Origin of the sequence: Pseudomonas sp. Irchel s3b5, from assembly GCF_900187435.1 — a bacterium.
GTDB lineage: Bacteria > Pseudomonadota > Gammaproteobacteria > Pseudomonadales > Pseudomonadaceae > Aquipseudomonas.
The window spans coordinates 179,719-200,927 of sequence record NZ_FYDY01000007.1 but is presented as its reverse complement, the minus strand read 5'-3'; the positions used below and the strand labels follow the sequence as shown (position 1 = coordinate 200,927).

At 58.1% G+C, this 21,209-nt stretch carries 22 protein-coding genes and 2 pseudogenes; 10 read left to right on the top strand and 14 right to left on the bottom strand.

All coding sequences use genetic code 11. The annotated features are described in order from the left end of the window. The first annotated feature begins 220 nt into the window (after nt 1-220). Nucleotides 221-499, top strand: coding sequence for a DUF3077 domain-containing protein (locus CKW15_RS10880; protein ID WP_095059817.1), 279 nt, complete (start codon nt 221-223; stop codon nt 497-499). A 58-nt stretch (nt 500-557) separates the two neighbouring features. Here CKW15_RS10880 and CKW15_RS10875 read toward each other — a convergent pair whose 3' ends face one another. The 9 genes and pseudogenes from CKW15_RS10875 to hmpA form a co-directional block, all read right to left on the bottom strand. Then, a complete protein-coding gene (locus tag CKW15_RS10875) occupies nt 558-872 on the bottom strand; it encodes a DNA-binding transcriptional regulator (protein WP_075946541.1) in 315 nt (104 codons plus the stop codon). Further along, nucleotides 869-1,212 (bottom strand): annotated as a pseudogene (locus CKW15_RS10870) (toxin). Before CKW15_RS10870 ends, CKW15_RS10875 begins: the two are co-directional and overlap by 4 nt. Nucleotides 1,213-1,349: 137 nt before the next feature. Next, on the bottom strand, nt 1,350-2,237 hold the full coding sequence (gene cyoE, locus CKW15_RS10865) for a heme o synthase (RefSeq protein WP_095059818.1): 888 nt from the start codon (nt 2,235-2,237) through the stop codon (nt 1,350-1,352). 11 nt (nt 2,238-2,248) lie between these two features. After that, the gene (gene cyoD / locus CKW15_RS10860) at nt 2,249-2,584 is read right to left on the bottom strand and encodes a cytochrome o ubiquinol oxidase subunit IV (RefSeq protein WP_095059819.1); all 336 of its coding nucleotides are present in this window, start codon (nt 2,582-2,584) and stop codon (nt 2,249-2,251) included. Further along, entirely contained in the window at nt 2,585-3,211 is a 627-nt protein-coding gene (locus CKW15_RS10855) for a cytochrome o ubiquinol oxidase subunit III (protein ID WP_095059820.1), read from the bottom strand. It abuts the gene before it with no gap. Nucleotides 3,212-3,214: 3 nt separating this feature from the next. Beyond that, nucleotides 3,215-5,245 (bottom strand): cytochrome o ubiquinol oxidase subunit I, encoded by a 2,031-nt coding sequence (gene cyoB, locus CKW15_RS10850; protein ID WP_095059821.1) that lies wholly within the window; start codon nt 5,243-5,245, stop codon nt 3,215-3,217. Nucleotides 5,246-5,248: 3 nt separating this feature from the next. Continuing rightward, on the bottom strand, nt 5,249-6,184 hold the full coding sequence (gene cyoA, locus CKW15_RS10845) for a ubiquinol oxidase subunit II (protein WP_095059822.1): 936 nt from the start codon (nt 6,182-6,184) through the stop codon (nt 5,249-5,251). An 832-nt stretch (nt 6,185-7,016) separates the two neighbouring features. Continuing rightward, nucleotides 7,017-7,526, bottom strand: a complete 510-nt coding sequence (locus CKW15_RS10835; protein ID WP_095059823.1) for a disulfide bond formation protein B — start codon at nt 7,524-7,526, stop codon at nt 7,017-7,019. A gap of 290 nt (nt 7,527-7,816) precedes the next feature. Then, entirely contained in the window at nt 7,817-8,998 is a 1,182-nt protein-coding gene (gene hmpA / locus CKW15_RS10830; RefSeq protein WP_095059824.1) for an NO-inducible flavohemoprotein, read from the bottom strand. Nucleotides 8,999-9,145: 147 nt separating this feature from the next. Between hmpA and norR the strand changes: the two genes are divergently transcribed. The 4 genes and pseudogenes from norR to CKW15_RS10810 all read left to right on the top strand — a co-directional run. Continuing rightward, nucleotides 9,146-10,696 (top strand): nitric oxide reductase transcriptional regulator NorR, encoded by a 1,551-nt coding sequence (gene norR, locus CKW15_RS10825; protein ID WP_095059825.1) that lies wholly within the window; start codon nt 9,146-9,148, stop codon nt 10,694-10,696. 279 nt (nt 10,697-10,975) lie between these two features. After that, a complete protein-coding gene (locus tag CKW15_RS10820) occupies nt 10,976-11,878 on the top strand; it encodes a chemotaxis protein (RefSeq protein ID WP_095152088.1) in 903 nt (300 codons plus the stop codon). A 27-nt stretch (nt 11,879-11,905) separates the two neighbouring features. Then, nucleotides 11,906-12,364 (top strand): N-acetyltransferase, encoded by a 459-nt coding sequence (locus CKW15_RS10815; protein ID WP_095059827.1) that lies wholly within the window; start codon nt 11,906-11,908, stop codon nt 12,362-12,364. A 33-nt stretch (nt 12,365-12,397) separates the two neighbouring features. Then, nucleotides 12,398-12,496: pseudogene (locus tag CKW15_RS10810) on the top strand (YkgJ family cysteine cluster protein); the annotation flags it as partial. 65 nt (nt 12,497-12,561) lie between these two features. On the opposite strand, the gene CKW15_RS10805 reads toward CKW15_RS10810, so the two are convergent. Continuing rightward, the gene (locus tag CKW15_RS10805; protein WP_095059828.1) at nt 12,562-12,819 is read right to left on the bottom strand and encodes a hypothetical protein; all 258 of its coding nucleotides are present in this window, start codon (nt 12,817-12,819) and stop codon (nt 12,562-12,564) included. 201 nt (nt 12,820-13,020) lie between these two features. On the opposite strand from CKW15_RS10805, the gene CKW15_RS10800 reads away from it, so the two are divergent. After that, nucleotides 13,021-13,995, top strand: a complete 975-nt coding sequence (locus tag CKW15_RS10800; RefSeq protein WP_095059829.1) for a D-glycerate dehydrogenase — start codon at nt 13,021-13,023, stop codon at nt 13,993-13,995. Nucleotides 13,996-14,181: 186 nt separating this feature from the next. After that, nucleotides 14,182-14,691, top strand: coding sequence for a DUF2165 domain-containing protein (locus CKW15_RS10795; RefSeq protein WP_095059830.1), 510 nt, complete (start codon nt 14,182-14,184; stop codon nt 14,689-14,691). A 26-nt stretch (nt 14,692-14,717) separates the two neighbouring features. Here the strand turns inward: CKW15_RS10795 and CKW15_RS10790 are convergent, their stop codons facing one another. Further along, nucleotides 14,718-15,620 (bottom strand): DMT family transporter, encoded by a 903-nt coding sequence (locus CKW15_RS10790; RefSeq protein WP_095059831.1) that lies wholly within the window; start codon nt 15,618-15,620, stop codon nt 14,718-14,720. Between the two features lie 150 nt (nt 15,621-15,770). On the opposite strand from CKW15_RS10790, the gene CKW15_RS10785 reads away from it, so the two are divergent. After that, entirely contained in the window at nt 15,771-16,646 is an 876-nt protein-coding gene (locus tag CKW15_RS10785) for an AraC family transcriptional regulator (RefSeq protein WP_095059832.1), read from the top strand. 189 nt (nt 16,647-16,835) lie between these two features. On the opposite strand, the gene CKW15_RS10780 is transcribed toward CKW15_RS10785, so the two are convergent. Beyond that, nucleotides 16,836-17,240: an HPF/RaiA family ribosome-associated protein gene (locus CKW15_RS10780; RefSeq protein ID WP_095059833.1), complete on the bottom strand. Its 405-nt coding sequence runs from the start codon at nt 17,238-17,240 to the stop codon at nt 16,836-16,838. 214 nt (nt 17,241-17,454) lie between these two features. Next, nucleotides 17,455-18,402 carry a LysR substrate-binding domain-containing protein gene (locus CKW15_RS10775; RefSeq protein ID WP_095059834.1) on the bottom strand — a complete coding sequence of 316 codons (948 nt, stop codon included), beginning with the start codon at nt 18,400-18,402 and terminating at the stop codon, nt 17,455-17,457. 136 nt (nt 18,403-18,538) lie between these two features. On the opposite strand from CKW15_RS10775, the gene CKW15_RS10770 reads away from it, so the two are divergent. Both CKW15_RS10770 and CKW15_RS10765 read left to right on the top strand, forming a co-directional pair. Further along, the gene (locus CKW15_RS10770; protein ID WP_095059835.1) at nt 18,539-19,915 is read left to right on the top strand and encodes an L-serine ammonia-lyase; all 1,377 of its coding nucleotides are present in this window, start codon (nt 18,539-18,541) and stop codon (nt 19,913-19,915) included. A gap of 286 nt (nt 19,916-20,201) precedes the next feature. Beyond that, nucleotides 20,202-20,519 carry a DUF3509 domain-containing protein gene (locus CKW15_RS10765; protein ID WP_095059836.1) on the top strand — a complete coding sequence of 106 codons (318 nt, stop codon included), beginning with the start codon at nt 20,202-20,204 and terminating at the stop codon, nt 20,517-20,519. On the opposite strand, the gene CKW15_RS10760 is transcribed toward CKW15_RS10765, so the two are convergent. Beyond that, entirely contained in the window at nt 20,516-21,016 is a 501-nt protein-coding gene (locus CKW15_RS10760) for a phosphate-starvation-inducible protein PsiE (RefSeq protein ID WP_095059837.1), read from the bottom strand. The two genes, CKW15_RS10765 and CKW15_RS10760, sit on opposite strands and share 4 nt — an antisense overlap. Nucleotides 21,017-21,209: the final 193 nt, after the last annotated feature.

Below are 21,209 nucleotides of genomic sequence, written 5' to 3'. Positions count from 1 at the left end.
TCAGCGACCGGGCCTGAGAACCCGGGTAATATATCGGCGCCTCAATGTCGAAACACGATTACAGACTTTTGGATATCTGACTTCGTGCAATGGCGGCTGTGCGTGGGAGGCCTTCGGGTCTGCCGGTTTCTATATTTCCCGGTTCTCAGCCTGCGCATAGCTGCCACCCATTCGCCTGAGAACGAATGGGGCAGCTCTACTGAAATATAGGAGTTGCTCAATGACCAATCCCCAAGACCTGAAAACCATCGGCCTCACCCCTTTCTCCTACCTCGCTAACGAACCACTGTTTCGCATCAACCGTGGAGTCCCGATCATTCAGGCCCTCTCACACGCCTCCGACCTGCTCCACCTCGCCAAACTGCTCGCCTCAGACGCCGCCATGGTCCGCGACTCCGACCGACACGCCTGGGCCTCGCATTTTTTGCAGGACATGAGCAAAGCAATCATCGACGACGTGGTGAAGGTGCTCGATGCACCGTGTAACAACCGCACGTAAATGAAAAAGCCCCGCCATTCTTTCGAAAGCGGGGCTTTTCAGGTGTTCGCTGACTCAATCAAACCACTGCCAGTCGATCCACCATATCCGGGAATTTCTCCACCAGCCTGATCAACAAGGCAGCCTGAGCGTTGGGCTTCGACTTTTCCTGCTCCCAGTTTCTCAAGGTGCTGGGGCTGGTTCGAATACGTTTGGCAAAAACCGCTTGAGACATGTGCAGCTTTTCCCGTAGCGCGACGATTTCTTGCGCCCCCACTTCTGGAGCCGGAATGTCCTCGATGGACGTATTGCGTAGCGTAATCTTGCCTTCGCGTTGAGCCGCCATCTCATCAACGCCCTGCATCAACTCTGCAAACAGGTCGCGTTTTTTCATGGGGTACCTCGTTTTTTCAACTCTGTCTCTATAGCTTTCTTGAGCACCTTCTCTTGGTCGGCGGTCAAATTCTCAAGCTCATCTTTGTCATAAATTGCAAACATCCAGAACTGGCCATCATTCATAAGCCAATAATAGATAACCCGCAAGCCACCTCGCCTACCTTTACCTCGGCGTCCATCTGCCCAGCGCAGCTTTCGGAACCGCCTGTTCGAGGCATGACATCACCCGCTTGCGGGTTCAACTGCATGTGCGACTGCAAAGCACGATACTCATCGTCCGTCAGATAATCGCCAACGGTTGCAGTGAAGGATGTGGTTTCGAAGAATACGGTTCGCATCAGCAAAATATAGTCAACTTGCTTATAGTCATGCAACCGACGAATCATCTTCCTGACGAGCAGTCCTTGCGATTTGCCCCAACAAAAAGCCCCGCTCTTCTCTCAAAGGCGGGGCTTTTCTTTACAGCATCCGACGCTTAAGGCGCGTACGTCAGCAGCAACTCACTCGGCACTTTGAAGTCCAGGGACATCATCACGCTCAACGCGGTAATGGTGAAGATCGAGAACACGAACAGTTTGCGTGCCCAGACCGTGTCATCCACTGCCTTGTAGCCGGTCCAGGCCATGTACAGCCAGTACATGCCCATGGCCGCGGCGACGGCGAGGTAGCTCATGCCGGCGTAGCCGCTGAAGGTCAACATCAAGGTCGCCACGAGGAAGGCCAGGATGTAGAGCAGGATGTGCTTCTTGGCCACCTGGATGCCGCGCTTCACTGGCAACACCGGAATCGATGCGGCCAGGTAATCGTTGAAGCGGAAGATCGCGATGGCGTAGGAATGCGGCATCTGCCACAGGCTGAACATCACCAGCAGGGTCAGCGCGGCCATGTCGAAGGTGTTGCTGACGGCGACATAACCAATCACCGGCGGCATGGCGCCCGACAGACTGCCCACCAGCGTGCCGTGAACCGACTTGCGCTTGAGGTACAGGCTGTAGAAGCCGACGTAGATCACGAAGCCGATGACCGCGAACAAAGCAGCCAACGGGTTTGCCACCTTGTACAACAGCGCAACGCCGGCGACACCCAGGACGGTCGCATAGATCAGGGCCAGTTTCAGGGAGATCAAGCCCTGAACCAGCGCCCGGTTCTTGGTGCGCTCCATCTTCAGGTCGATGTCGCGGTCGATGCAGTTGTTGAACACGCAACCGGAGGCAACCACCAGGGACGTGCCGATCATCGCGGCCAGGAAAATGGCCAGATCGACATGCCCTTTGGAGGCCAGGAAAAATCCGCCTGCCACAGAAAGCACGTTACCGAAAATGATCCCCGGTTTGGTGATTTGGATAAAGTGCTTGAGGGACATGCGGACTTACCTCACTTCGCCATCATGAACGTGTGGATGCTGAACATGATCCACAGCGACAGGCCAACCAGCAGGACGATCACGATCGCGGCGAAGACAAACGCAATCACGTTGTTACGCTGAGCGGCCGAGCGGTCCAGGTGCAGGAAGTACACCAGGTGCACCAGCACCTGGATCACGGCGAAGACCAGCACGATCAACAGGGTGATCGACTTCGGCAGCGATGGGTACATCACCAGACCGAACGGGATCAGGGTCAGGATCACCGACAGGATGAAGCCGATGGCGTAGGACTTGACGCTGCCGTGACCGGCGTCGTGGCTGTCATGGGAGTGTGTGTTAGCCATTTACATAGTCCCCATCAGGTAAACAACGGTGAATACGCAGATCCACACAACGTCCAGGAAGTGCCAGAACAGGCTCAGGCAGCTCAGACGGGTCTTGTTGGTCGCCGTCAGGCCTTTTTTCTGCACCTGATACATCATGATCGCCATCCAGATCAGACCGCTGGTCACGTGCAGACCGTGGGTGCCGACCAGGGTGAAGAACCCGGACAGAAAGCCGGAACGGCTAGGGCCGTAGCCTTCGGAGATCAAGATGTGGAACTCGTTGATCTCCATGCCGATGAAGCCGGCACCGAACATGAAGGTCAGGGCCAACCAGCCCAGGACCTGTTTCTTGTTGCCCCGGTAGAACGCCAGCATGGCGAAACCGTAGGTGATCGAACTGAACAGCAGCAGAGCGGTTTCGCCCAGTACGTATGGCAGTTCGAAGATGTCGTGGCCCGACGGGCCACCCGCTACGTTGTTAACCAGTACCGCGTACGCCGCGAAGATCGACGCAAACAGAATGCAGTCGGTCATCAGGTAGAGCCAGAAACCGAATACGGTCATCTCGCCCGAGTCGTGGTGATGGTCATCATGCCCATGTCCATCGACATGGGTGTGTCCAGCATTGGTCACTAAGTTCGACATGGTTTAAGCCTGTTCCAACGAGGTTTCAACACGGGTGGCGGTGGCCGGGATTTTCCCTGCCGCAACCAGACGCTTGTGCTGCTCGGCTTCGATGCGTTCGATCACGTCGACCGGCACCATATAGCCTTGATCATCACGGGCCGCGTGGATCACGAAGTAGATCACGGTGCCGGCCAGGCTAGCGATTGCCAGCCACCAGATGTGCCAGATCATCGCGAAACCGAACACGGTCAACAGAGCACCCATGACCACACCGGTCGCGGTGTTGTTTGGCATGTGGATCGGCTGGTACTTGGCCGGGGCCTTGTACGCGGTGCCGTCTTCCTTGGCTTCGGTGAACGGATCGACGCAGTCGGCTTTTGGCAGTACGGCGAAGTTGTAGAACGGAGGTGGCGACGAGGTCGACCATTCCAGGGTGTGTGCATTCCACGGGTCGCCGTGCTCGCACATGTTTTCCGGCTTGTTGCGGTCACGCACGCTGACGTACAACTGGATCAGCTGGCAAGCGATGCCGACAGCGATCATCACCGCACCGAACATGGCGACGTACAGGTACGGCACCCACTCAGGGTTGGTGGTGGCGTTCAGACGACGGGTCATGCCCATGAAGCCCAATACGTAGAGCGGCATGAACGCGACGAAGAAGCCGGTAATCCAGAACCAGAACGCTGCCTTGCCCCAACCTTCGTGCAGCTTGAAGCCGAACGCTTTAGGGAAGTAGAACGCGAAGCCTGCGATGTAGCCGAATACCGCGCCGCCGATGATCACGTTATGGAAGTGCGCGATCACGAACAGGCTGTTGTGCAGAACGAAGTCAGCACCCGGGATGGCCAGCAGTACGCCGGTCATGCCGCCGATGGCGAAGGTCACCATGAAGCCCAGGGTCCACATCACCTGACTGGTGAAGCGCAAACGGCCCTGGTAGATGGTGAACAGCCAGTTGAATAGCTTCACACCCGTCGGGATGGAAATCAGCATTGTCGCCAGACCGAAGAAGGCGTTGACGCTGGCCCCCGAACCCATGGTGAAGAAGTGGTGCAGCCAAACCATGAAGCCCAGGATCGAGATTGCGCCCGATGCGTAGACCATCGAGTGGTGGCCGAACAGTTTCTTGCCGGTGAAGGTCGAGATGACTTCGGAGAAGATACCGAACGCTGGCAGGATCAGGATGTACACCTCAGGGTGACCCCATGCCCAGAACAGGTTCACGTACATCATCGGATTGCCACCAAGTTCATTGGTGAAAATGTGGAAATCCATGTAACGGTCAAGCGTCAGCAGTGCTAGGGTAGCGGTCAGGATCGGGAACGAAGCCACGATCAGGACGTTGGCCCAGGTGCAGGTCCAGGTGAAGATCGGCATGTCCATCAGCTTCATGCCAGGGGTACGCATTTTCAGCACGGTGGCCAGGAAGTTGACCCCCGTCAGCGTTGTCCCCAGACCCGATAGCTGTAGCGCCCAGATGTAGTAATCCATCCCCACGCCAGGGCTGTATTGCAGGCCCGACAGCGGCGGATAGGCAACCCAGCCGGTCTTGGCGAATTCGCCGACGCCCAGGGACAGGTTGATCAGCACCACGCCGGACACCAGCAGCCAGAAGCTCAGGGAGTTCAGGAACGGGTAGGCAACGTCACGCGCGCCGATCTGCAGCGGCACTGCAAGGTTCATCAGGCCGGTGAAGAATGGCATCGCCATGAAGATGATCATGATCACACCGTGAGCGGTGAAGATCTGGTCATAGTGTTCAGGAGGCAGGTAGCCAGGCGAACCCTCGGTGGCCATGGCCAGCTGGGTACGCATCATGATGGCGTCGGCAAAGCCGCGCAGCAGCATGACCATGGCGACGATGATGTACATCACGCCGATTTTCTTGTGGTCGACCGACGTCAGCCACTCGGTCCACAGGTAGGTCCACTTCTTGAAGTAAGTGATACCCGCGAACAGTGCCAGACCGCCGAGCGCGATCATGGCGATGGTCACCATTACGATCGGCTCGTGGAACGGGACCGCTTCCCAACTTAATTTACCAAACATCGTTTACTCCTCTGCCCCGGCAGCTGAATGCGAGTCCATGTCCGTAGCGGCCACTTCCTTCTCTTTCTTCTCGTGCTTCACTTTCGGACCTGGTTTCATGCCTTCGTACTTGTCGACGATGGTCTGGAACAGGTTCGGCGTCACCGAGGAGTAGAGCTCGACTGGGTTGTTCTGGCTCTGCTTGGCAAGGGCTGCGTATTCAGCTTGTTCAAGCTGTTTAGGTGCCTTTTTGACTTCGCTTACCCAGGCGTCGAATTCTTCCTGGGAAGTGGCGATCGCCTTGAATTTCATACCGGTGAAACCGGCGCCGCTGTAGTTGGCGGAGATACCGTCCATTTCAGCGTTTTCGTTGGCGATCAGGTGCAGCTTGGTCTGCATGCCTGCCATCGCGTAGATCTGGCCGCCCAGCGCAGGGATGAAGAACGAGTTCATCACGGCGTCGGAAGTGATCTTGAAGTTGATCGGGGTGTGTGCCGGGAACACGATCTTGTTGACCGTGGCGATGCCTTGTTCCGGGTAGATGAACAGCCACTTCCAGTCCAGCGCGACCACTTCGATGGTCACCGGCTTCACGTCGGATTCCAGCGGCTTGTACGGGTCAAGGGCGTGGGTCGACTTGTAGGTGACGTAACCCAGGGCAATGATGATCAGCACCGGAACAGCCCACACCGCGATCTCGATCTTGGTGGAGTGGTTCCATTTCGGGGTGTAGGTAGCGTTGGTGTTGGACGCGCGGTATTTCCAGGCGAACAGGAACGTCATGACGATGACCGGAACCACGACCAACAGCATCAGCAGCGTTGCGGTGATGATCAGGTTTCGCTCGTCCAGACCAACCTGGCCCTTGGGATTGAGCAAGGTCATGTTGCAGCCTGACAGCAGCAACGTGCCGATCAGCGGCAATAAGCCTAGTAGTCTGGGGTACCTGTTTTTACTCATCTCACGACCTCTAAAGCAGCTTGCGCAATGCAGTTGGGTTTTGATCGCCAACACTTCACCCTGCCAAGGGTTGGCATTTTTCTTGGATTGAATAAGGGCCTGCCCGTCGTGCGTCAGACGCGTTTCGACAAATCCTGGGCTAGCGGTGAGTTCTTATTCGAATTCGTGGTCAAAGGCCTTGTTACAGACCAATTCCATTTGGTGCGGATAGTTGGAGGCACCGACACCTGGGCGTCGCGTGAAGCTCTCTCGACACTTCTCCTGCTCAGCACCTGGTTAAGGATTGAGCAGTGCCGGGAATTCAGTGCGGGCGATTGTAGATATGTAACGTTTTATAAACCATGTCTCATCCCGAAATAATTTTTATCCGAACCGGCAACAATCATTCACCATTTTCGTAAAAGTGGCGCATCTTATCGAAATACATTCTCAACAAAAACACCAAAATTAGTAGGTCTACCTTCCGCGATTCAGACAGGTCGGAAGGCTTTGCCGGCGCCCACGACCTCGCCAGAGCCCCTATGTCACAAGGGCTTTGGCAATTCGTCAGGCATTGTTAAAACGGGCTGTTTCAGATCGACATGACTAAATCGTGAAATTCCCGAATGCGGCCAATTCCGTTACGTAATCAGGCGCTAATCCCGCACTCTGTAATGCCCTGCGACACACGCACTGTGACAACGTGTCGCACACGTGTCGCACCCTCGACTGACGCCTGTCACGGTCTTCTCACTCGAGCCCTGAAATGCGTTCGCCCATACGAAAAAGCCCCGGCCCTTTTATCGAGGGCCGGGGCTTTTTTTGTCCGACAAAAATGCGTCAGCAGCAGACCTTAGCGCAGTGCTTTACGGTTTCGCGAGGTCAGCAGCGGTACCAACACCACGATCAGCACGAAGGCGAACAGCGCCCACTGTGCCAGCGACAGACCGAGGATCGGCGGGTACGGCGTGGAGCAGAAACCGTCGACCTGAAAGCCCAACGGGAAGATCTTCGCCAACGGCAGGCCATCTACGATCGGTTGCAGCACATCGATGCCGCAGCTGACCGCCGGATAGAACTGGGTATAGACGTGATGCCCGGCAACGCCGACACCGGCCAGCGCGCAGATCACCACCAGGGTCTCAAATACCGTGATGCTGCGACGCGAACGCATGGCCGCACCAATGAAGGCAAAGATTGCGATCAGCAGCAGCGCATACCGTTGCAGGATGCACAGCGGGCAAGGCGCTTCGCCCAGGACAATTTGCATGTACAGCGCACCGCCGATCAGCGCCAGGCAAATGATGCCCAGCAACACCAGATAGCGCCGTTCACGGCCCAACCGCATGGTTTCCTCGCTCATCGTGTTTCCCTTCAATATCCGAATGCCCGCCAGTCTACACGCTGATCCGGACCTTTGAGAGTCAGGAACGTGTCCGGGGGATTCGGGGGAATAAACGATAAGGCGGTTAAGAAGGGATTAACTTTCCAACTTTCTTCAGCTCAAGACCGAGGTGATGCAATCGCCGGCAAGCCACGCCCACAGAGTTTTGTGTCGGTCCTGATAGATGGGAACGACACAAAACCCTGTGGGAGCGTGGCTTGCCCGCGATGAAGGCGACGCGATGAGTCTGGATCACCGCGCCCGCCGACTTACTCCAGCGCCGCAGCCGGCCCGAAGAACTCGTAACGGCTCTGCTTCTCCGGCACACCCAAGGCTTTCAGGTGGCGTTTGACGGCCGCCATGAAACCTTTCGGCCCAAGGAAATAGGCATCCAGATCGCGCTCTTGCGGCAGCCACTCATGCAACTGCTGCTGACTCAACAACCCGACCTTGTCCGCCGCCGGGCTCACGCCGTCATCCTCGGAGTAGCAATAGAAGCGCTTGAGTTGTGGATGACGCTCGGCCAGCCCGTCGATCCAGTCACGGAAGGCATGGACACTGCCGTTGCGTGCGCAGTGGATAAAGTGAATCGGCCGCTGGGTTTGCAGCGCCGCTTCGAGCATCGCAATGGTCGGGGTGATGCCGACACCGCCACTGATCAGCACCAACGGCTTGTCGCTGGCACTCAAGGTGAAATCGCCCGCTGGCGGGAACAATTGGATGCTCGCACCGACTTGCAACTGATCGTGCAGGAAGTTGGAGGCACGACCACCCGTTTCACGCTTGACGCTGATGCGGTACTGGCCCTTGTTCGCCAGCGCCGACAGCGAATAATTGCGACGGATTTCTTCGCCATCAAGGGTCAGTTTCATGCCGATGTACTGGCCGGGTTCAGCCGCCAGAATCGGGCCTTTGTCCGCCGGCTCGAAGTAGAAGGAGGTGATTTCCGCGCTCTCTTCAACCTTGGCCGCGACGAAGAATTCCCGCGCTCCGCGCCAGCCGCCCGGTGCTTGTTCCTTTTGGTCATAGATGCTGGCTTCGGCACCGATCAGGATGTCCGCCAGTTGACCGTAGGCCGCGCCCCACGCCGCAATCACTTCTGGTGTGGCGATTTCTTCGCCCAGCACTTCGGCGATGGCCCGCAACAGGCAGCTGCCGACAATCGGGTAGTGTTCCGGCAGAATCTGCAGGGCCACATGCTTGTTGATGATCTTGGCCACCAGGTCGCCCAACTGGTCGAGCTGGTCGATGTGGCGCGCATACATCAATACGCCGTTGGCCAGCGCCCGTGGCTGATCACCGCTGGCCTGGTGGGCCTGGTTGAACAACGGGCGGACTTGCGGGTATTCGGAGAGCATCATGCGGTAGAAGTGAGTGATCAGCGCTTCACCACCGCTTTCGAGCAACGGCACGGTGGATTTGACGATGGCACGGTCTTGAACGCTCAGCATAAGGTGACTCCAGGACGACTGACTGTTTGCTGTATACGTATCAGTTTCCATGCCAACTATTAAATCGTTATAAATCAACAGCTTGATAACTCTATAGTCATTTAGACACGACGTGCTTTATAGTCATACCGACTACATGGAGTCACTATGACTGCAAAATCCCTGCTGACCGCACTCTTGCCACTGGTCTCTGACCTGTCCCGCGAACTCCCCGAAGGCGAGCGCTATCGACGCCTGCTCGAAGCGATGCGCGCCCTGCTCCCGTGCGACGCGGCCGCGCTGCTGCGCCTCGATGGCGAATGGCTGGTGCCGCTGGCCGTTGACGGTTTGAGCACCGACACACTGGGCCGACGCTTCAAAGTCAGCGAGCACCCGCGTTTCGAAGCGCTGCTTGCCAGCCCGGGACCGACCCGTTTCGCCGCCGACAGCGATCTGCCCGACCCGTATGACGGTTTGGTCGATGGCCTGGATGATCATCTGGAAGTCCACGACTGCATGGGTTGCCCGCTGTTTATCGATGAGCGTCCGTGGGGTTTGCTGACACTGGACGCCCTCGACCCCGAGCGTTTTGAACCGATCGAACTGGATGCCCTGCAAGCCTTCGCCAGCCTAGCCGCCGCGACCGTCAACGCCGCAGAACGCATCGAGCGATTGAACAATCGGGTGGAGGACGAGCACCAGCGCGCCGAGGTCTATCGCCAGGCCAGCGGTCAGCAGACTCGCGAGATGATCGGCCAGAGCAAGGCGCACAAGCGGCTGGTGGAGGAAATCAATCTGGTCGGCGGCAGCGATCTCACCGTGCTGATTACCGGCGAAACCGGGGTCGGCAAAGAGCTGGTGGCCCAGGCCATTCACGCCGCCTCGCCCCGCGCCGACAAGCCGATCATCAGCCTCAACTGCGCCGCACTGCCGGACACCTTGGTGGAGAGCGAGTTGTTCGGCCATGTTCGCGGCGCCTTCACCGGGGCGATGAATGACCGTCGCGGCAAATTCGAACTGGCCAATGGCGGCACGCTGTTTCTCGATGAGGTCGGCGAGTTGTCGCTGACGGTCCAGGCCAAATTGCTGCGCGTGCTGCAAAGCGGTCAATTGCAGCGACTGGGCTCGGACAAGGAACATCAGGTCGACGTGCGCCTGATCGCGGCCACCAACCGCGACCTGGCCGAAGAAGTGCGCAGCGGCCGCTACCGTGCCGACTTTTATCATCGCCTCAGCGTTTATCCACTGCTGGTCCCGGCCCTGCGTGATCGCAGCCGTGATGTGCTGTTGCTCAGCGGCTACTTCCTGGAGCAGAACCGCTCGCGCATGGGCCTCAACAGCCTGCGCCTGAACGCCGATGCGCAGGCGGCACTGCTGGCCTATGACTGGCCCGGCAACGTGCGCGAACTGGAGCACCTGATCGGCCGCAGCGCCTTGAAAGCCTTGGGCAGCTGCAAGGAGCGACCGAAAATCCTCAGCCTGAGTGCGGCCGATCTGGACTTGCCCAACGCCAGCGCCGAAACCGCCGAAGTACAACCCGCCGCTGCCATGATGGATGCCGTAACGGGCGATTTGCGCGAGGCCACCGAGCGTTACCAACGCCAACTGATCGGCGCCTGCCTGGAGCGGCATCACCACAACTGGGCCAGTGCGGCCCGTGAGCTAGGCTTGGATCGGGCGAACCTGGGGCGGATGGCCAAGCGGTTGGGGATGAAGTAAATGAGTGTATCTGGCGATAGCCACTTCTGTGGTGAGGGAGCTTGCTCCCGCTCGGCTGCGCAGCAGTCGTATTTGTTGCCGCCGAGCTCTGCCTGATGGAATGCAGGGGGGAGTGCTTCGCCCTCCAGCGGGAGCAAGCTCCCTCGCCACAAAGTTTCACCGTTTGGTCCGAGATGAGGCACTCCCCCTAAAGCCTGCCCCAAACAAGTCGATAACCCGGCATCAATAGCTGTCGTCGATCCCGCGACAGCCCATCACCTTTTTCCCGAGAAGGTTCTTATGTCCACCACCAAAGCCCGCGCAGATTCACTTTCGCTTCTGCTGTTTACCTTGCGCAGCGGCAAGTTGATGGCGATCAACCTGCTCAAAGTCAGCGAAATCATTCCCTGCCCGCCGCTGACCAAGCTGCCGGAGTCCCATCCCCACGTCAAAGGCATCGCCACGCTGCGCGGTGCGTCGCTGTCGGTGATCGACCTCAGCCGTGCCATCGGCGAGCGGCCGCTGGAAGACCCGAACGGCGGCTGCCTGATCGTCACCGACGTCAGCCGCTCCAAGCAGGGCCTGCACGTGCAAGCCGTGAGCAAGATCGTTCATTGCCTGACCACCGACATCCGCCCACCGCCCTTCGGTTCGGGCGGCGGGCGGGCGTACATCACTGGCGTCACCTCGGTCGATGGCACGCTGGTGCAGGTGCTGGACATCGAAAAAGTCATCCACGGCATCGCCCCAGTGCAAATCGAAGCAGCCCCGACCGAACTGAGCATGGAAGACGCCGAAATCCTGGGCAGCGCGCGAATTCTGGTGGTCGATGACAGCCAGGTCGCCCTGCAACAATCGGTGCACACCCTGCGCAACCTCGGTCTGCAATGCAACACTGCCCGCAGCGCCAAGGAAGCCATCGACTGCTTGTTGGACCTGCAAGGCACTGCCCAGCAGATCAACCTGATCGTCTCGGACATCGAAATGTCGGAGATGGACGGCTACGCGTTCACCCGCACCCTGCGCGAAACCCCGGATTTCGCCCACCTTTATGTACTGTTGCACACCTCGCTGGACAGCGCGATGAATGCCGAGAAAGCTCGAGTGGCGGGAGCAAACGCGGTGCTGACCAAGTTTTCATCACCAGAACTGACCCAGTGCCTGATCACCGCGGCCAAGGCTGTCGCCGAGCAGGGTTATTGAGTCTTGACTGAAGATTTTTGTTGGTTAATGCGGCGCGACCTCACTGAAGCCGTGCCGGCCATCAATTGGCCTGCGGATCTGCAATTGACTGAATACCGCCCCGAACTCGCCGACGCCGTGCACCGTTTGATGGAACTCGGTTATCTCGATGGCGGCGGTCGCGTGGCGACATTGGACATGTGGCAACGGCAATTCGAAACCGACCCGGAATATGACCCGGCGCTGTGTTTCATCGCCCTGGACAACGAAGGTGTCGTGGGCGTGTGCCACTGCTGGACCAGCGCCTACATCAAGAATCTGGTGGTGCATCCACGGTTCCAGGGGCGGGGACTGGGGCGAGCGCTGCTGTTGCAGGCCTTCAAGGTGTTCCAGCAGCGGCGCGAGGGTTTTGTCGACCTGAAGGTGAGGGAAGACAACCTTCAGGCGCGGCGATTGTATGAAAGCGTTGGCATGCGTGCGATCCGCCGGGAGCCGATTCCACTCTGATTCCGCTGAATCGCCGTCTCATGACCTCGGATGCGCATTTATCCGATGGAAATCAACTCGCACATTCCCCTGAACACCGCCGTGAAGGAGTGTCCGCCAGAATCCGGGGAAAAAGAGCCCGAGTTTATTGTCGACGACCTGGCTGGGCAAACGTTGCCTGAGTGGGGCAGCGAATGGCTGTTCCATGTGTCGAAGGCCTAGCGCTTACCCATCGACCGACGAGTCCCCGGCGGTGCCATTCCCGGGGTTTTGGTGTGGCCGTTCTTGGCGCCGTTTTTGTACCACGGCTGGTTGGAACCCTTGGCGGACGCCAGCTCACCCGGTTTGAACGGGAACTTGAACGCGGGGATCTCGGCTTGGGTTTCGCTGTCGGCGCTGGAGTCGACGCTGTCTGGCAGCTCTGCCTGTTCGTCGCTCAAAGCGTCGGCGACCGGCGGTTGTTTCGGGGAAGTCATGAAAGCTCCGGGTGATGCATAAAGTGTCGGGCCCGGTGAGCGAGCCGCGAAAGGCGCCAGTATAAACGGAACGGCAGCGACAAGCTTCAAGCGGCAGGCTTCAAGTTAAAAGCAATGGGAGCGGCTTTTTGACTTGCAGCCTGCCGCTTGAAACTTGTAGCTTGCTAAGCATTCTTCACCGCCCCGACGAGCCTGCCTCCCATGAAAAAGACTGTCCTTGCGTTCAGCCGCGTCACTCCTGCAATGGTTGAACGTCTGCAACAAGACTTCGACGTCATCGTGCCGAATCCGAAAAACGGTGACATCAATGCCCAGTTCAACGAAGCACTGCCCCATACCCACGGCTTGATCGGTGTGGGTCGCAAGCTCGGCCGTGCGCAACTGGAAAACGCCACCAAACTGGAAGTCGTCTCCAGCGTTTCGGTGGGCTACGACAACTATGACCTGGCCTACTTCAACGAACGCGGGATCATGTTGACCAACACGCCGGACGTGCTCACCGAAAGTACCGCCGACCTGGCGTTTGCCCTGTTGATGAGCAGCGCCCGCCGCGTTGCCGAGCTCGACGCCTGGACCAAGGCCGGGCAATGGCAGGCCACTGTCGGTGCGCCGCTGTTCGGTTGCGATGTGCACGGCAAGACCCTGGGCATCGTCGGCATGGGCAATATCGGAGCGGCCATCGCCCGACGCGGTCGACTGGGGTTCAACATGCCAGTCATCTACAGTGGCAACAGCCGCAAAACCGAGCTGGAACAGGAGCTCGGTGCACAGTACCGCAGCCTCGATCAATTGCTGGCCGAAGCTGATTTCGTCTGCCTGGTGGTGCCGCTCAGCGAAAAAACCAGACACTTGATCAGCCACCGAGAACTGGCGCTGATGAAGCCCAGCGCCATTCTGGTGAACATCGCCCGTGGCCCGGTAGTCGATGAACCGGCACTGATCGAAGCGCTGCAAAACAATCGGATTCGCGGTGCAGGGCTGGACGTCTACGAGAAGGAACCCCTGGCGGAGTCGCCGCTCTTCCAGTTGAAAAACGCCGTAACGTTGCCGCACATCGGTTCAGCCACCCATGAAACCCGCGACGCGATGGCCAATCGCGCCCTGGACAACTTGCGCAGTGCCTTGCTGGGCGAACGCCCTCAGGACCTGGTCAACCCGCAAGTCTGGAAAGGTTGATGTAAAAAGGGGCAGGTGTTGATAACACCTGCCCAACTACAAACAGAATGATGCCACTTGAAAACAACGCCAAACAAACAACCCATACACACTCTGAAATTCAGTCCGCCATCAAACAAACGCACCACGCGATAGACTCCATTTAACTTTCCGAACCTGACCGGAATTAAATGGAGAAACTAAAAGTTGAATCAACTCACCACCAACCAACTCATCAAAATCAGCAAAGTCGCCCTGATGCTTTTCTTCAGCCTATTTGGGCTGCTGATGATGCACAGCAACTTCACCGACTATTCCACCAATTACGAATACCTCGGCCACATACTGAGCATGAACACCACTACCGATAACGAGAAATACAGCTACCGGGCCATTACCTCGCCGATGCTCCACCATCGAATTTATTGGTTGATCATCACATTGGAGGTCATTTACACCACACTCTGCATCATCGGAACTTTTAATCTCTACAGAAACATAAACACCAGCGACGAGGCATTTCACGAATCAAAAAAGCCCGCCATTATTGGATTACTGATTGCAATCTTTCTTTATTACATTTGCTTTCAAGTGATCGGCATCGAATGGTTCAACATGGATGAATCAAAAGACTGGAACTATAAGGATTGGGCGCGAAACATTGTCGACTTCATATTACCGCTATTGTTCTTTACCGCTTGCAAGATCGAGCGCTGAGTAGTGAGGCGCTCGATCTCGCAGCGTTAGGCCAGTTTGCCGCTTCCCTGCACCTGCGGTACTCGTACTTTACGAAACACCAGGACGTTGCCCGCCATCACCAGTAACAGACCCACCAATGCCGGCGCAGTCCACTGATAGCCCTCGGCAAACGCTGACACGTTGAGCGCCACTACCGGGAACAGAACGGTGCAGTACGCGGCACGCTCCGGCCCCATGCGCCCAACCAGCGTCAGGTAGGCGGTGAACCCGATCACCGAGCCCGGAATCACCAGATACAACAACGAACCGATGTAGCGTGCATTCCATTCCATGTCGAACGGAATGCCTTTGACCAGGCACCACACCGAGAGCATGGCTGCACCGTAAGCCATGCCCCAGGCGTTGGTGGTCAGCGGCTTGAGACCGGCCTTCTGCTGCAGGCTCGAGAGCATGTTGCCCGCCGAAAAACACAAGGTCCCGCACAACGCCAGCCCCAGGCCGAGCAAGGTTTCCGGGCTGGCAGTGTGCCCCGCGAGTTCAGGCCAGAACAACAAACCAAGCCCGAACAGCCCCAGCGCACCGCCCATCAAGACGTTGCGTGCGATTTTCTGGCCGAAGAACACCCGCGCGTTCAGCGCGTTCCACAACGTGGCGGTGGAAAACACCACCGCGACCAGACCGCTGGGGATCCATTGGCTGGCGGTAAGAAAGCACATGAAATTGATGCAAAACAGGCACACACCTTGCGCCAGACAGATCAGATGCCCACGCCGGTTCATCACTTGCAGCCGTCGGCTCAACAGCAAGATCACGAACAACACCAGCGCAGCGAGGCCGAAGCGATAAACGATCGACACGGGAATCGCGACCACGCCCAGTTGCCATTTGAGGGCAATCCAGGTGGTGCCCCAGATCAGCACCGTCAGCAAATACAAAGACAGGTTCATGACAAAGCTCCTCGATAGGGAATCAGTGTCCTGCGCCTCGCCTCGGTGCACTTGCATAAACTTGCGGTTTTGTCCGGCGCCGGGCTGGCAGGCGAACGGCTACGGAGTAGGATGCAAGGCGTTGGATGCAGGTGTTAGAGAGCAACGATCATGGCTGCACTGGATACCCTACAAGTTTTTCAAGCCCTCAACCGCTCGCCCAATGCTCGCCTCGAGCACAGCGCCGAGCTCGGTGACGGCTTGTCCGCAGCCTTGTGGAGCAATCATCACGACGCCCAGGATTACGAAGCGCCCAGCCACCACACGTTGTCTTGCTACCTGGCCGGCGGCACCGGGACCTTTCGCCGCGACCAGCCCGGCAACATGGGTGGCCCGAACAAATTGTGCATCTTGCCGGCCGATCACCAGTCAGGCTGGGTAATCAACGGTGACATTCGCCTGGCACACCTGTATTTCAGTGCCGAACAATTTGCCTTGGGTTGCGTCACTCTGCTTGATCGCGAGCCCCGGGAATTGCAGCTGCGCGAGCAAACGTTTCTCGAAGACCCACAGCAAGCCCAGCGCTTTCGACAGCTGATCGCCCTCAACTGGGATGAGCCGGGTGAACGCGTGCTCACCAGCAGTCTGGCCCATGAAATGCTCAGCCATGCGCTGCTCAGTCAGGTCAACGTGCGTCAGGGTTTGCGCCTAAAGGGCGGGCTGGCCGCGCATCAACGTCGGCACTTGGTGGCGTTCATCGACAGCCACCTGGCCGACGCCATCAGCCTGGGCCAACTGGCGGCGCTTTGCGCACTGTCCGAGTACCACTTTGCGCGGATGTTCCGCGAAAGCTTTGGCCTGCCACCCCACCAGTATGTGCTGGCGCGGCGTCTGAACCGGGCGCGGGAGCTGCTGCGTTCGACATCCCAGCCGTTGGGTGAGATTGCGCTGGCCTGTGGGTTTTCCAGCGCCAGCCATTTCACCAACCGGTTTCGCCAGGCGCTCGGCGGGACACCCGGTGAATATCGGCAGGCGTTCTTGCGTTAGCCCCCCGGTGCCCCCACCTCTGGACTGCTTTTCCTGTAGGAGCAAGCTTGCTCGCGATGAACGATAACGCGGTCTACGAGCACCTCCACAAGCGCAGCCACAAAAAACTCACTCACTACAGGGCACAAACCAAAACGGGCCTGCATTCGCAGGCCCGTTTTTAGTGGGAAGGTAAAAGTGAATCAGGTGTCAGCCGTTAAGCGCTGCCTGTTCGTTCTCAAGAAACTCTTCTTCCAGCAGCTCATCAGCGCGGCGCTCGAACGGTACGACAGCGGCGCGTGGCTTGCCGCGCAATTTGCCGAACAGGTGTTCCAGTGCATGCTCGAGCTTGTCGGCAGCCCCGTCTATCGCCAGTTCCAGGTTGGCGGCTTTATGGGTGACGGAAATTGGTTGATGGCCTTTTGGCCGCGCCTCCAGTTGGCAGCGTATATCGTGGGGACCGGGCTTGTCGCCGTTCTCGTCCCGCAGGTGGACCTCGACACGTGTCAGGTCTTCTTCGTAGCGTTCGAGCGTGCTCTCAATGGTAGTACGTACCCACTCCTCCAGTCGTTTACTGCCTTGAATATGGTTATCGCTATTGACTTGGATTTGCATAGTTCATCCCTTATTTCAGCTAGCTCGCGAGAGGCCGGTCAGCTAAGCCCTTGGGCGTCATCACCGTGACCTCTTACTTACACAATCGGTCTGTACGCTGAACAATTCAACCCCTGATAAAAGATAAATATCTAATCGCAAAAAAAGCCGGACAACCGGTAAAAGCGCTGGTAAGGTCGGGAGTTGGGTCGCCCTGCCCTCAGGTAATAATTGCTCACATTTGCTGCTCCCCCAACGGGTGCAAGTTTCGGAAAATCCCTGCCTCCTCCACCAACCAATCGTGCACCGCGCGCACACCCGGATGGCTCAGCGCACCCGGCGCGTACAGCAACATGTAGCGTTTGTGATTGGGCACTGCCAGACCAAACGGTACGATCAACGCCCCGCGCTCCAACTCATCGTTGAGCAGAGTTCGTCGGGCAATCGCCACGCCCATCCCGGCAATGGCCGCTTCGATCGTCAGGTGATTGCGATTGAAGGTGTGGCCGCGTCGCACATCGGCCCCTTCGAACCCGATGGCATTTAAGTAAAACTCCCATTCCGCATATTCGTAGCTGCCGCGCCAGGCGGTGATGTCGTGCAACAAGGGGAAATGAATCAAGTCCGCCGGACCATGCAATGGCGGGCGCCCCCGCAGCAGGCTCGGCGCGCACACCGGGAAAATCTGCTCATCGAGCAAGGCTGTGGATAACAATCCGGGGTAACTGCCGTCGTTCAAGTCGATGGCCAGGTCGAAATCCCCTTCGTGCAACGGCACGCTGCTGTCCTCGGCCACCAGACGCAATTGAATGTCCGGAAAACGCTGCTGCAAACGTGGCAAGCGCGGGGTCAGCCATTTGCTCAGAAAGGATGGAATCGAACGCACCCGCAGAATCCCGCTGATCATACCCGCGTCCAGTCGTCGCAACTCCGCATCGATGCTGCCGTAGGCCTCGTTGACGGTGATGGCCAGTCGTTGCCCCTGCGCACTCAGTTCCACGCCACGGGCGCGCCGGTGAAACAGGCGGAACCCGAGACGCTCTTCGAGTTGGCGAATCTGCTGACTGACCGCCCCGGGTGTGATGTGCAGTTCTTCGGCGCACCGGGTAAACGACAGGTGTCGCGCGGCACAGGCGAACACGTTCAGCCAGACATAAGTCTGGGCGTGTAATTGGCGGCTCATCGTTTAGTCCTGCTAAAGGATATCTTAGGAATTTTCGTTGGTCACGTAGGACCTTGGCAGGCAGTATCACCCACATTGCGCTTGTCCTACAAAAATGGCAGCGATTCCTCCTCCATTGCTTTGTATAGGCTTTAGCATGGCTATCAGTGTTTTCGATCTCTTCAAAGTCGGCATCGGGCCGTCCAGCTCCCATACCGTCGGTCCGATGCGGGCGGCTGCAACGTTCGCCCAAGCCCTGGTCGATCAGGGTTTTACCGCCGACGTGCGGCGAGTGGAGATCCGACTGTATGGCTCTTTATCGGCCACCGGTGTCGGCCATGCCACCGACCGCGCCTGCGTGATGGGCCTGATGGGCGAGTGGCCCGACAGCATCGACCCCACCACCATTGATCCACGCATTCACACCCTGCGCGAAACCGGTCAGCTGCTGCTGGCCGGCAAAGCGAACATTGCCTTCGACTGGCAACGCGATCTCCTACTGCTCGACGAGAGCCTGCCCTACCACCCCAACGCGATGTCCCTGACAGCCTTCGGCGAAACCGGTGAACTGTTCGAGCAAACGTATTACTCGGTGGGTGGCGGTTTCATCATCGAAGCGGCGGAAGCCGAGTCGGGTATCGCACCGTCGAGCGATGTGGTGCTGCCTTACGATTTCTCCAGCGCCGCCGAATTGCTCAAGCTCTGTAACCAGCACGGCCTGCGCGTTGGCGAATTGATGATGGCCAACGAACGGGCGTGGCGTAGCGATGCGCAAATCCGCCAGGGACTGCTGCACATCTGGTCGGTGATGCGCGAGTGCGTCGAGCAAGGGCTACGTCATGAGGGCATCCTGCCGGGCGGTCTGAATGTTCCCCGTCGCGCCGCGAAACTGCACCGCAGCCTATTGGAAATCGGCAAGCCGAATGTCATCACGTCCACCTTGTCCGCGATGGAATGGGTGAACCTGTTCGCCCTCGCCGTGAACGAGGAAAACGCCGCCGGCGGGCGCATGGTCACGGCGCCGACCAACGGTGCGGCAGGGATCATTCCTGCGGTGCTGCACTACTACATGAAGTTCAATCCCGACGCCTCGGACGATGACGTCGTCGCCTTCTTTTTGGGTGCGGCAGCCGTTGGCATCCTCTGCAAGAAAAATGCGTCGATCTCCGGTGCCGAAGTCGGCTGTCAGGGCGAAGTGGGTTCTGCTTGCGCCATGGCTGCCGCCGGTCTCGCGGAGGTGCTTGGCGCCACGCCGGAGCAACTGGAAAACGCCGCCGAAATTGGCCTGGAACACAACCTCGGCCTGACCTGCGACCCGGTCGGCGGCCTGGTGCAGGTGCCATGCATCGAGCGCAACGCGATTGCTGCCGTCAAAGCGATCAACGCCACACAAATGGCCCTGCGCGGCGATGGTAAACATTTCATTTCCCTGGATCGGGTGATCCGTACCATGCGCGACACCGGTGCCGACATGCACGACAAGTACAAGGAAACTTCGCGAGGCGGACTGGCGGTGAATTGGGTGGAATGCTGACCGGTTTGGTTGCACACCTGCGCTTTTTGCCCTGAAACGGGCAGGCAAGTGATGACTGGTAGGCGCGAGCTTGCTCGCGATGAACCTGAGGCCGCGGCGGCGTGCCTGGCTAACAGCGTTATCGTTGACGACCATCGCGAGCACGCTCGCTCCGCCTGCCTTGGGCATGTCTCTTGCTACAACCCTGTTGGAACAATGATGGTGATATGGCCGGTGGTCTGACGTTGCGAACCAACCGGATTACGGCCGGTCAACAACTGCACGTTCAATCAGGCGGTGACGCATCATGGACAACCCTTTTCAACTCATTACCGATGCCTTTGCACCGGATTACCAGATCAACCTGAGCATTCAGGGCCTGGACGGCAGCATCATGCTGACCCTTTCCAACAGCGGTCGCATAGTGGCCAAACGGCTGATCAGCACCGAACAACGCAACGACCCCCAACGCCTCAAACGCCTGGTGCAAAGCATTCAGTTTGGTATCGCCATCGAACAGGGCCACAGCGCCATGACCATCCTGGATGCCATGACCGGCGGCGACACCCGGAACCTGCCGCCACCTCGAGGCAACGGCCGGCACCGCCCGACCCTGGGCCTTTAAAGTTCGCCTTTCTCGACCTCGGAATGTTCACTGGAACCCGCGCCAATCTTGCGGTGCGGGTTTTCAATTTTCACCGATGGAAATTGCGACGACGCATAACGCACCACCAGAATCGAAAACGCCAGCAACAGAATCCCGCCGCACAGGTAAATGATGCCGAGGTCGGGTGGGTTGTGGTGCGAGACATTCGAAATCAACAACCGCGTCAGTGCGGTAATCGCCACGTAGATCAGGAAGCGCACGGGCATGTGGTTGGTCTTGAAATAAATCCCGACCATCGCTCCCAGTTCCAGATAGATGAACAGCAGCAAGATGTCATCGATCTTGATGTGCCCCTGTTCGAGCATTCCCAGGAACTCCATCACCGCCGCCCATGCAGTCACGGCCCCAATGGCGAACAGCGCCAGGTAGTGAAAGGTTTCGACGAACAGATTGCCCAGGGACTCGGCCAGTTCATGCACGTTCTGCCGCAGCCTTTCGGCCCAGTTGATTTTCACGATGATGCTTCCTTAGGTCGGCTCGACCGGATGATGCGGGTTGGACGTGACGGTTTTCTGCATGCAGAAAGAAGGCCAGCCCATGATGGCTAGCCACTCGGAAATGCGCGCCGTGGCGTTTGGTCGCACCTCTGCTGGGCAGCGGCTGGTCCACCTGACAAATTCTGAATCCGAACTACATTAAAAAGCCACT

Bases quoted from the DNA above. Each gene is read 5' to 3' on its own strand.
- CKW15_RS10880 (WP_095059817.1), top strand. From the start codon at position 221: ATGACCAATCCCCAAGACCTGAAAACCATCGGCCTCACCCCTTTCTCC.
- CKW15_RS10875 (WP_075946541.1), bottom strand. From the start codon at position 872: ATGAAAAAACGCGACCTGTTTGCAGAGTTGATGCAGGGCGTTGATGAG.
- cyoE (WP_095059818.1), bottom strand. From the start codon at position 2,237: ATGTCCCTCAAGCACTTTATCCAAATCACCAAACCGGGGATCATTTTC.
- cyoD (WP_095059819.1), bottom strand. From the start codon at position 2,584: ATGGCTAACACACACTCCCATGACAGCCACGACGCCGGTCACGGCAGC.
- CKW15_RS10855 (WP_095059820.1), bottom strand. From the start codon at position 3,211: ATGTCGAACTTAGTGACCAATGCTGGACACACCCATGTCGATGGACAT.
- cyoB (WP_095059821.1), bottom strand. From the start codon at position 5,245: ATGTTTGGTAAATTAAGTTGGGAAGCGGTCCCGTTCCACGAGCCGATC.
- cyoA (WP_095059822.1), bottom strand. From the start codon at position 6,184: ATGAGTAAAAACAGGTACCCCAGACTACTAGGCTTATTGCCGCTGATC.
- CKW15_RS10835 (WP_095059823.1), bottom strand. From the start codon at position 7,526: ATGAGCGAGGAAACCATGCGGTTGGGCCGTGAACGGCGCTATCTGGTG.
- hmpA (WP_095059824.1), bottom strand. From the start codon at position 8,998: ATGCTGAGCGTTCAAGACCGTGCCATCGTCAAATCCACCGTGCCGTTG.
- norR (WP_095059825.1), top strand. From the start codon at position 9,146: ATGACTGCAAAATCCCTGCTGACCGCACTCTTGCCACTGGTCTCTGAC.
- CKW15_RS10820 (WP_095152088.1), top strand. From the start codon at position 10,976: ATGTCCACCACCAAAGCCCGCGCAGATTCACTTTCGCTTCTGCTGTTT.
- CKW15_RS10815 (WP_095059827.1), top strand. From the start codon at position 11,906: ATGCGGCGCGACCTCACTGAAGCCGTGCCGGCCATCAATTGGCCTGCG.
- CKW15_RS10805 (WP_095059828.1), bottom strand. From the start codon at position 12,819: ATGACTTCCCCGAAACAACCGCCGGTCGCCGACGCTTTGAGCGACGAA.
- CKW15_RS10800 (WP_095059829.1), top strand. From the start codon at position 13,021: ATGAAAAAGACTGTCCTTGCGTTCAGCCGCGTCACTCCTGCAATGGTT.
- CKW15_RS10790 (WP_095059831.1), bottom strand. From the start codon at position 15,620: ATGAACCTGTCTTTGTATTTGCTGACGGTGCTGATCTGGGGCACCACC.
- CKW15_RS10785 (WP_095059832.1), top strand. From the start codon at position 15,771: ATGGCTGCACTGGATACCCTACAAGTTTTTCAAGCCCTCAACCGCTCG.
- CKW15_RS10780 (WP_095059833.1), bottom strand. From the start codon at position 17,240: ATGCAAATCCAAGTCAATAGCGATAACCATATTCAAGGCAGTAAACGA.
- CKW15_RS10775 (WP_095059834.1), bottom strand. From the start codon at position 18,402: ATGAGCCGCCAATTACACGCCCAGACTTATGTCTGGCTGAACGTGTTC.
- CKW15_RS10770 (WP_095059835.1), top strand. From the start codon at position 18,539: ATGGCTATCAGTGTTTTCGATCTCTTCAAAGTCGGCATCGGGCCGTCC.
- CKW15_RS10765 (WP_095059836.1), top strand. From the start codon at position 20,202: ATGGACAACCCTTTTCAACTCATTACCGATGCCTTTGCACCGGATTAC.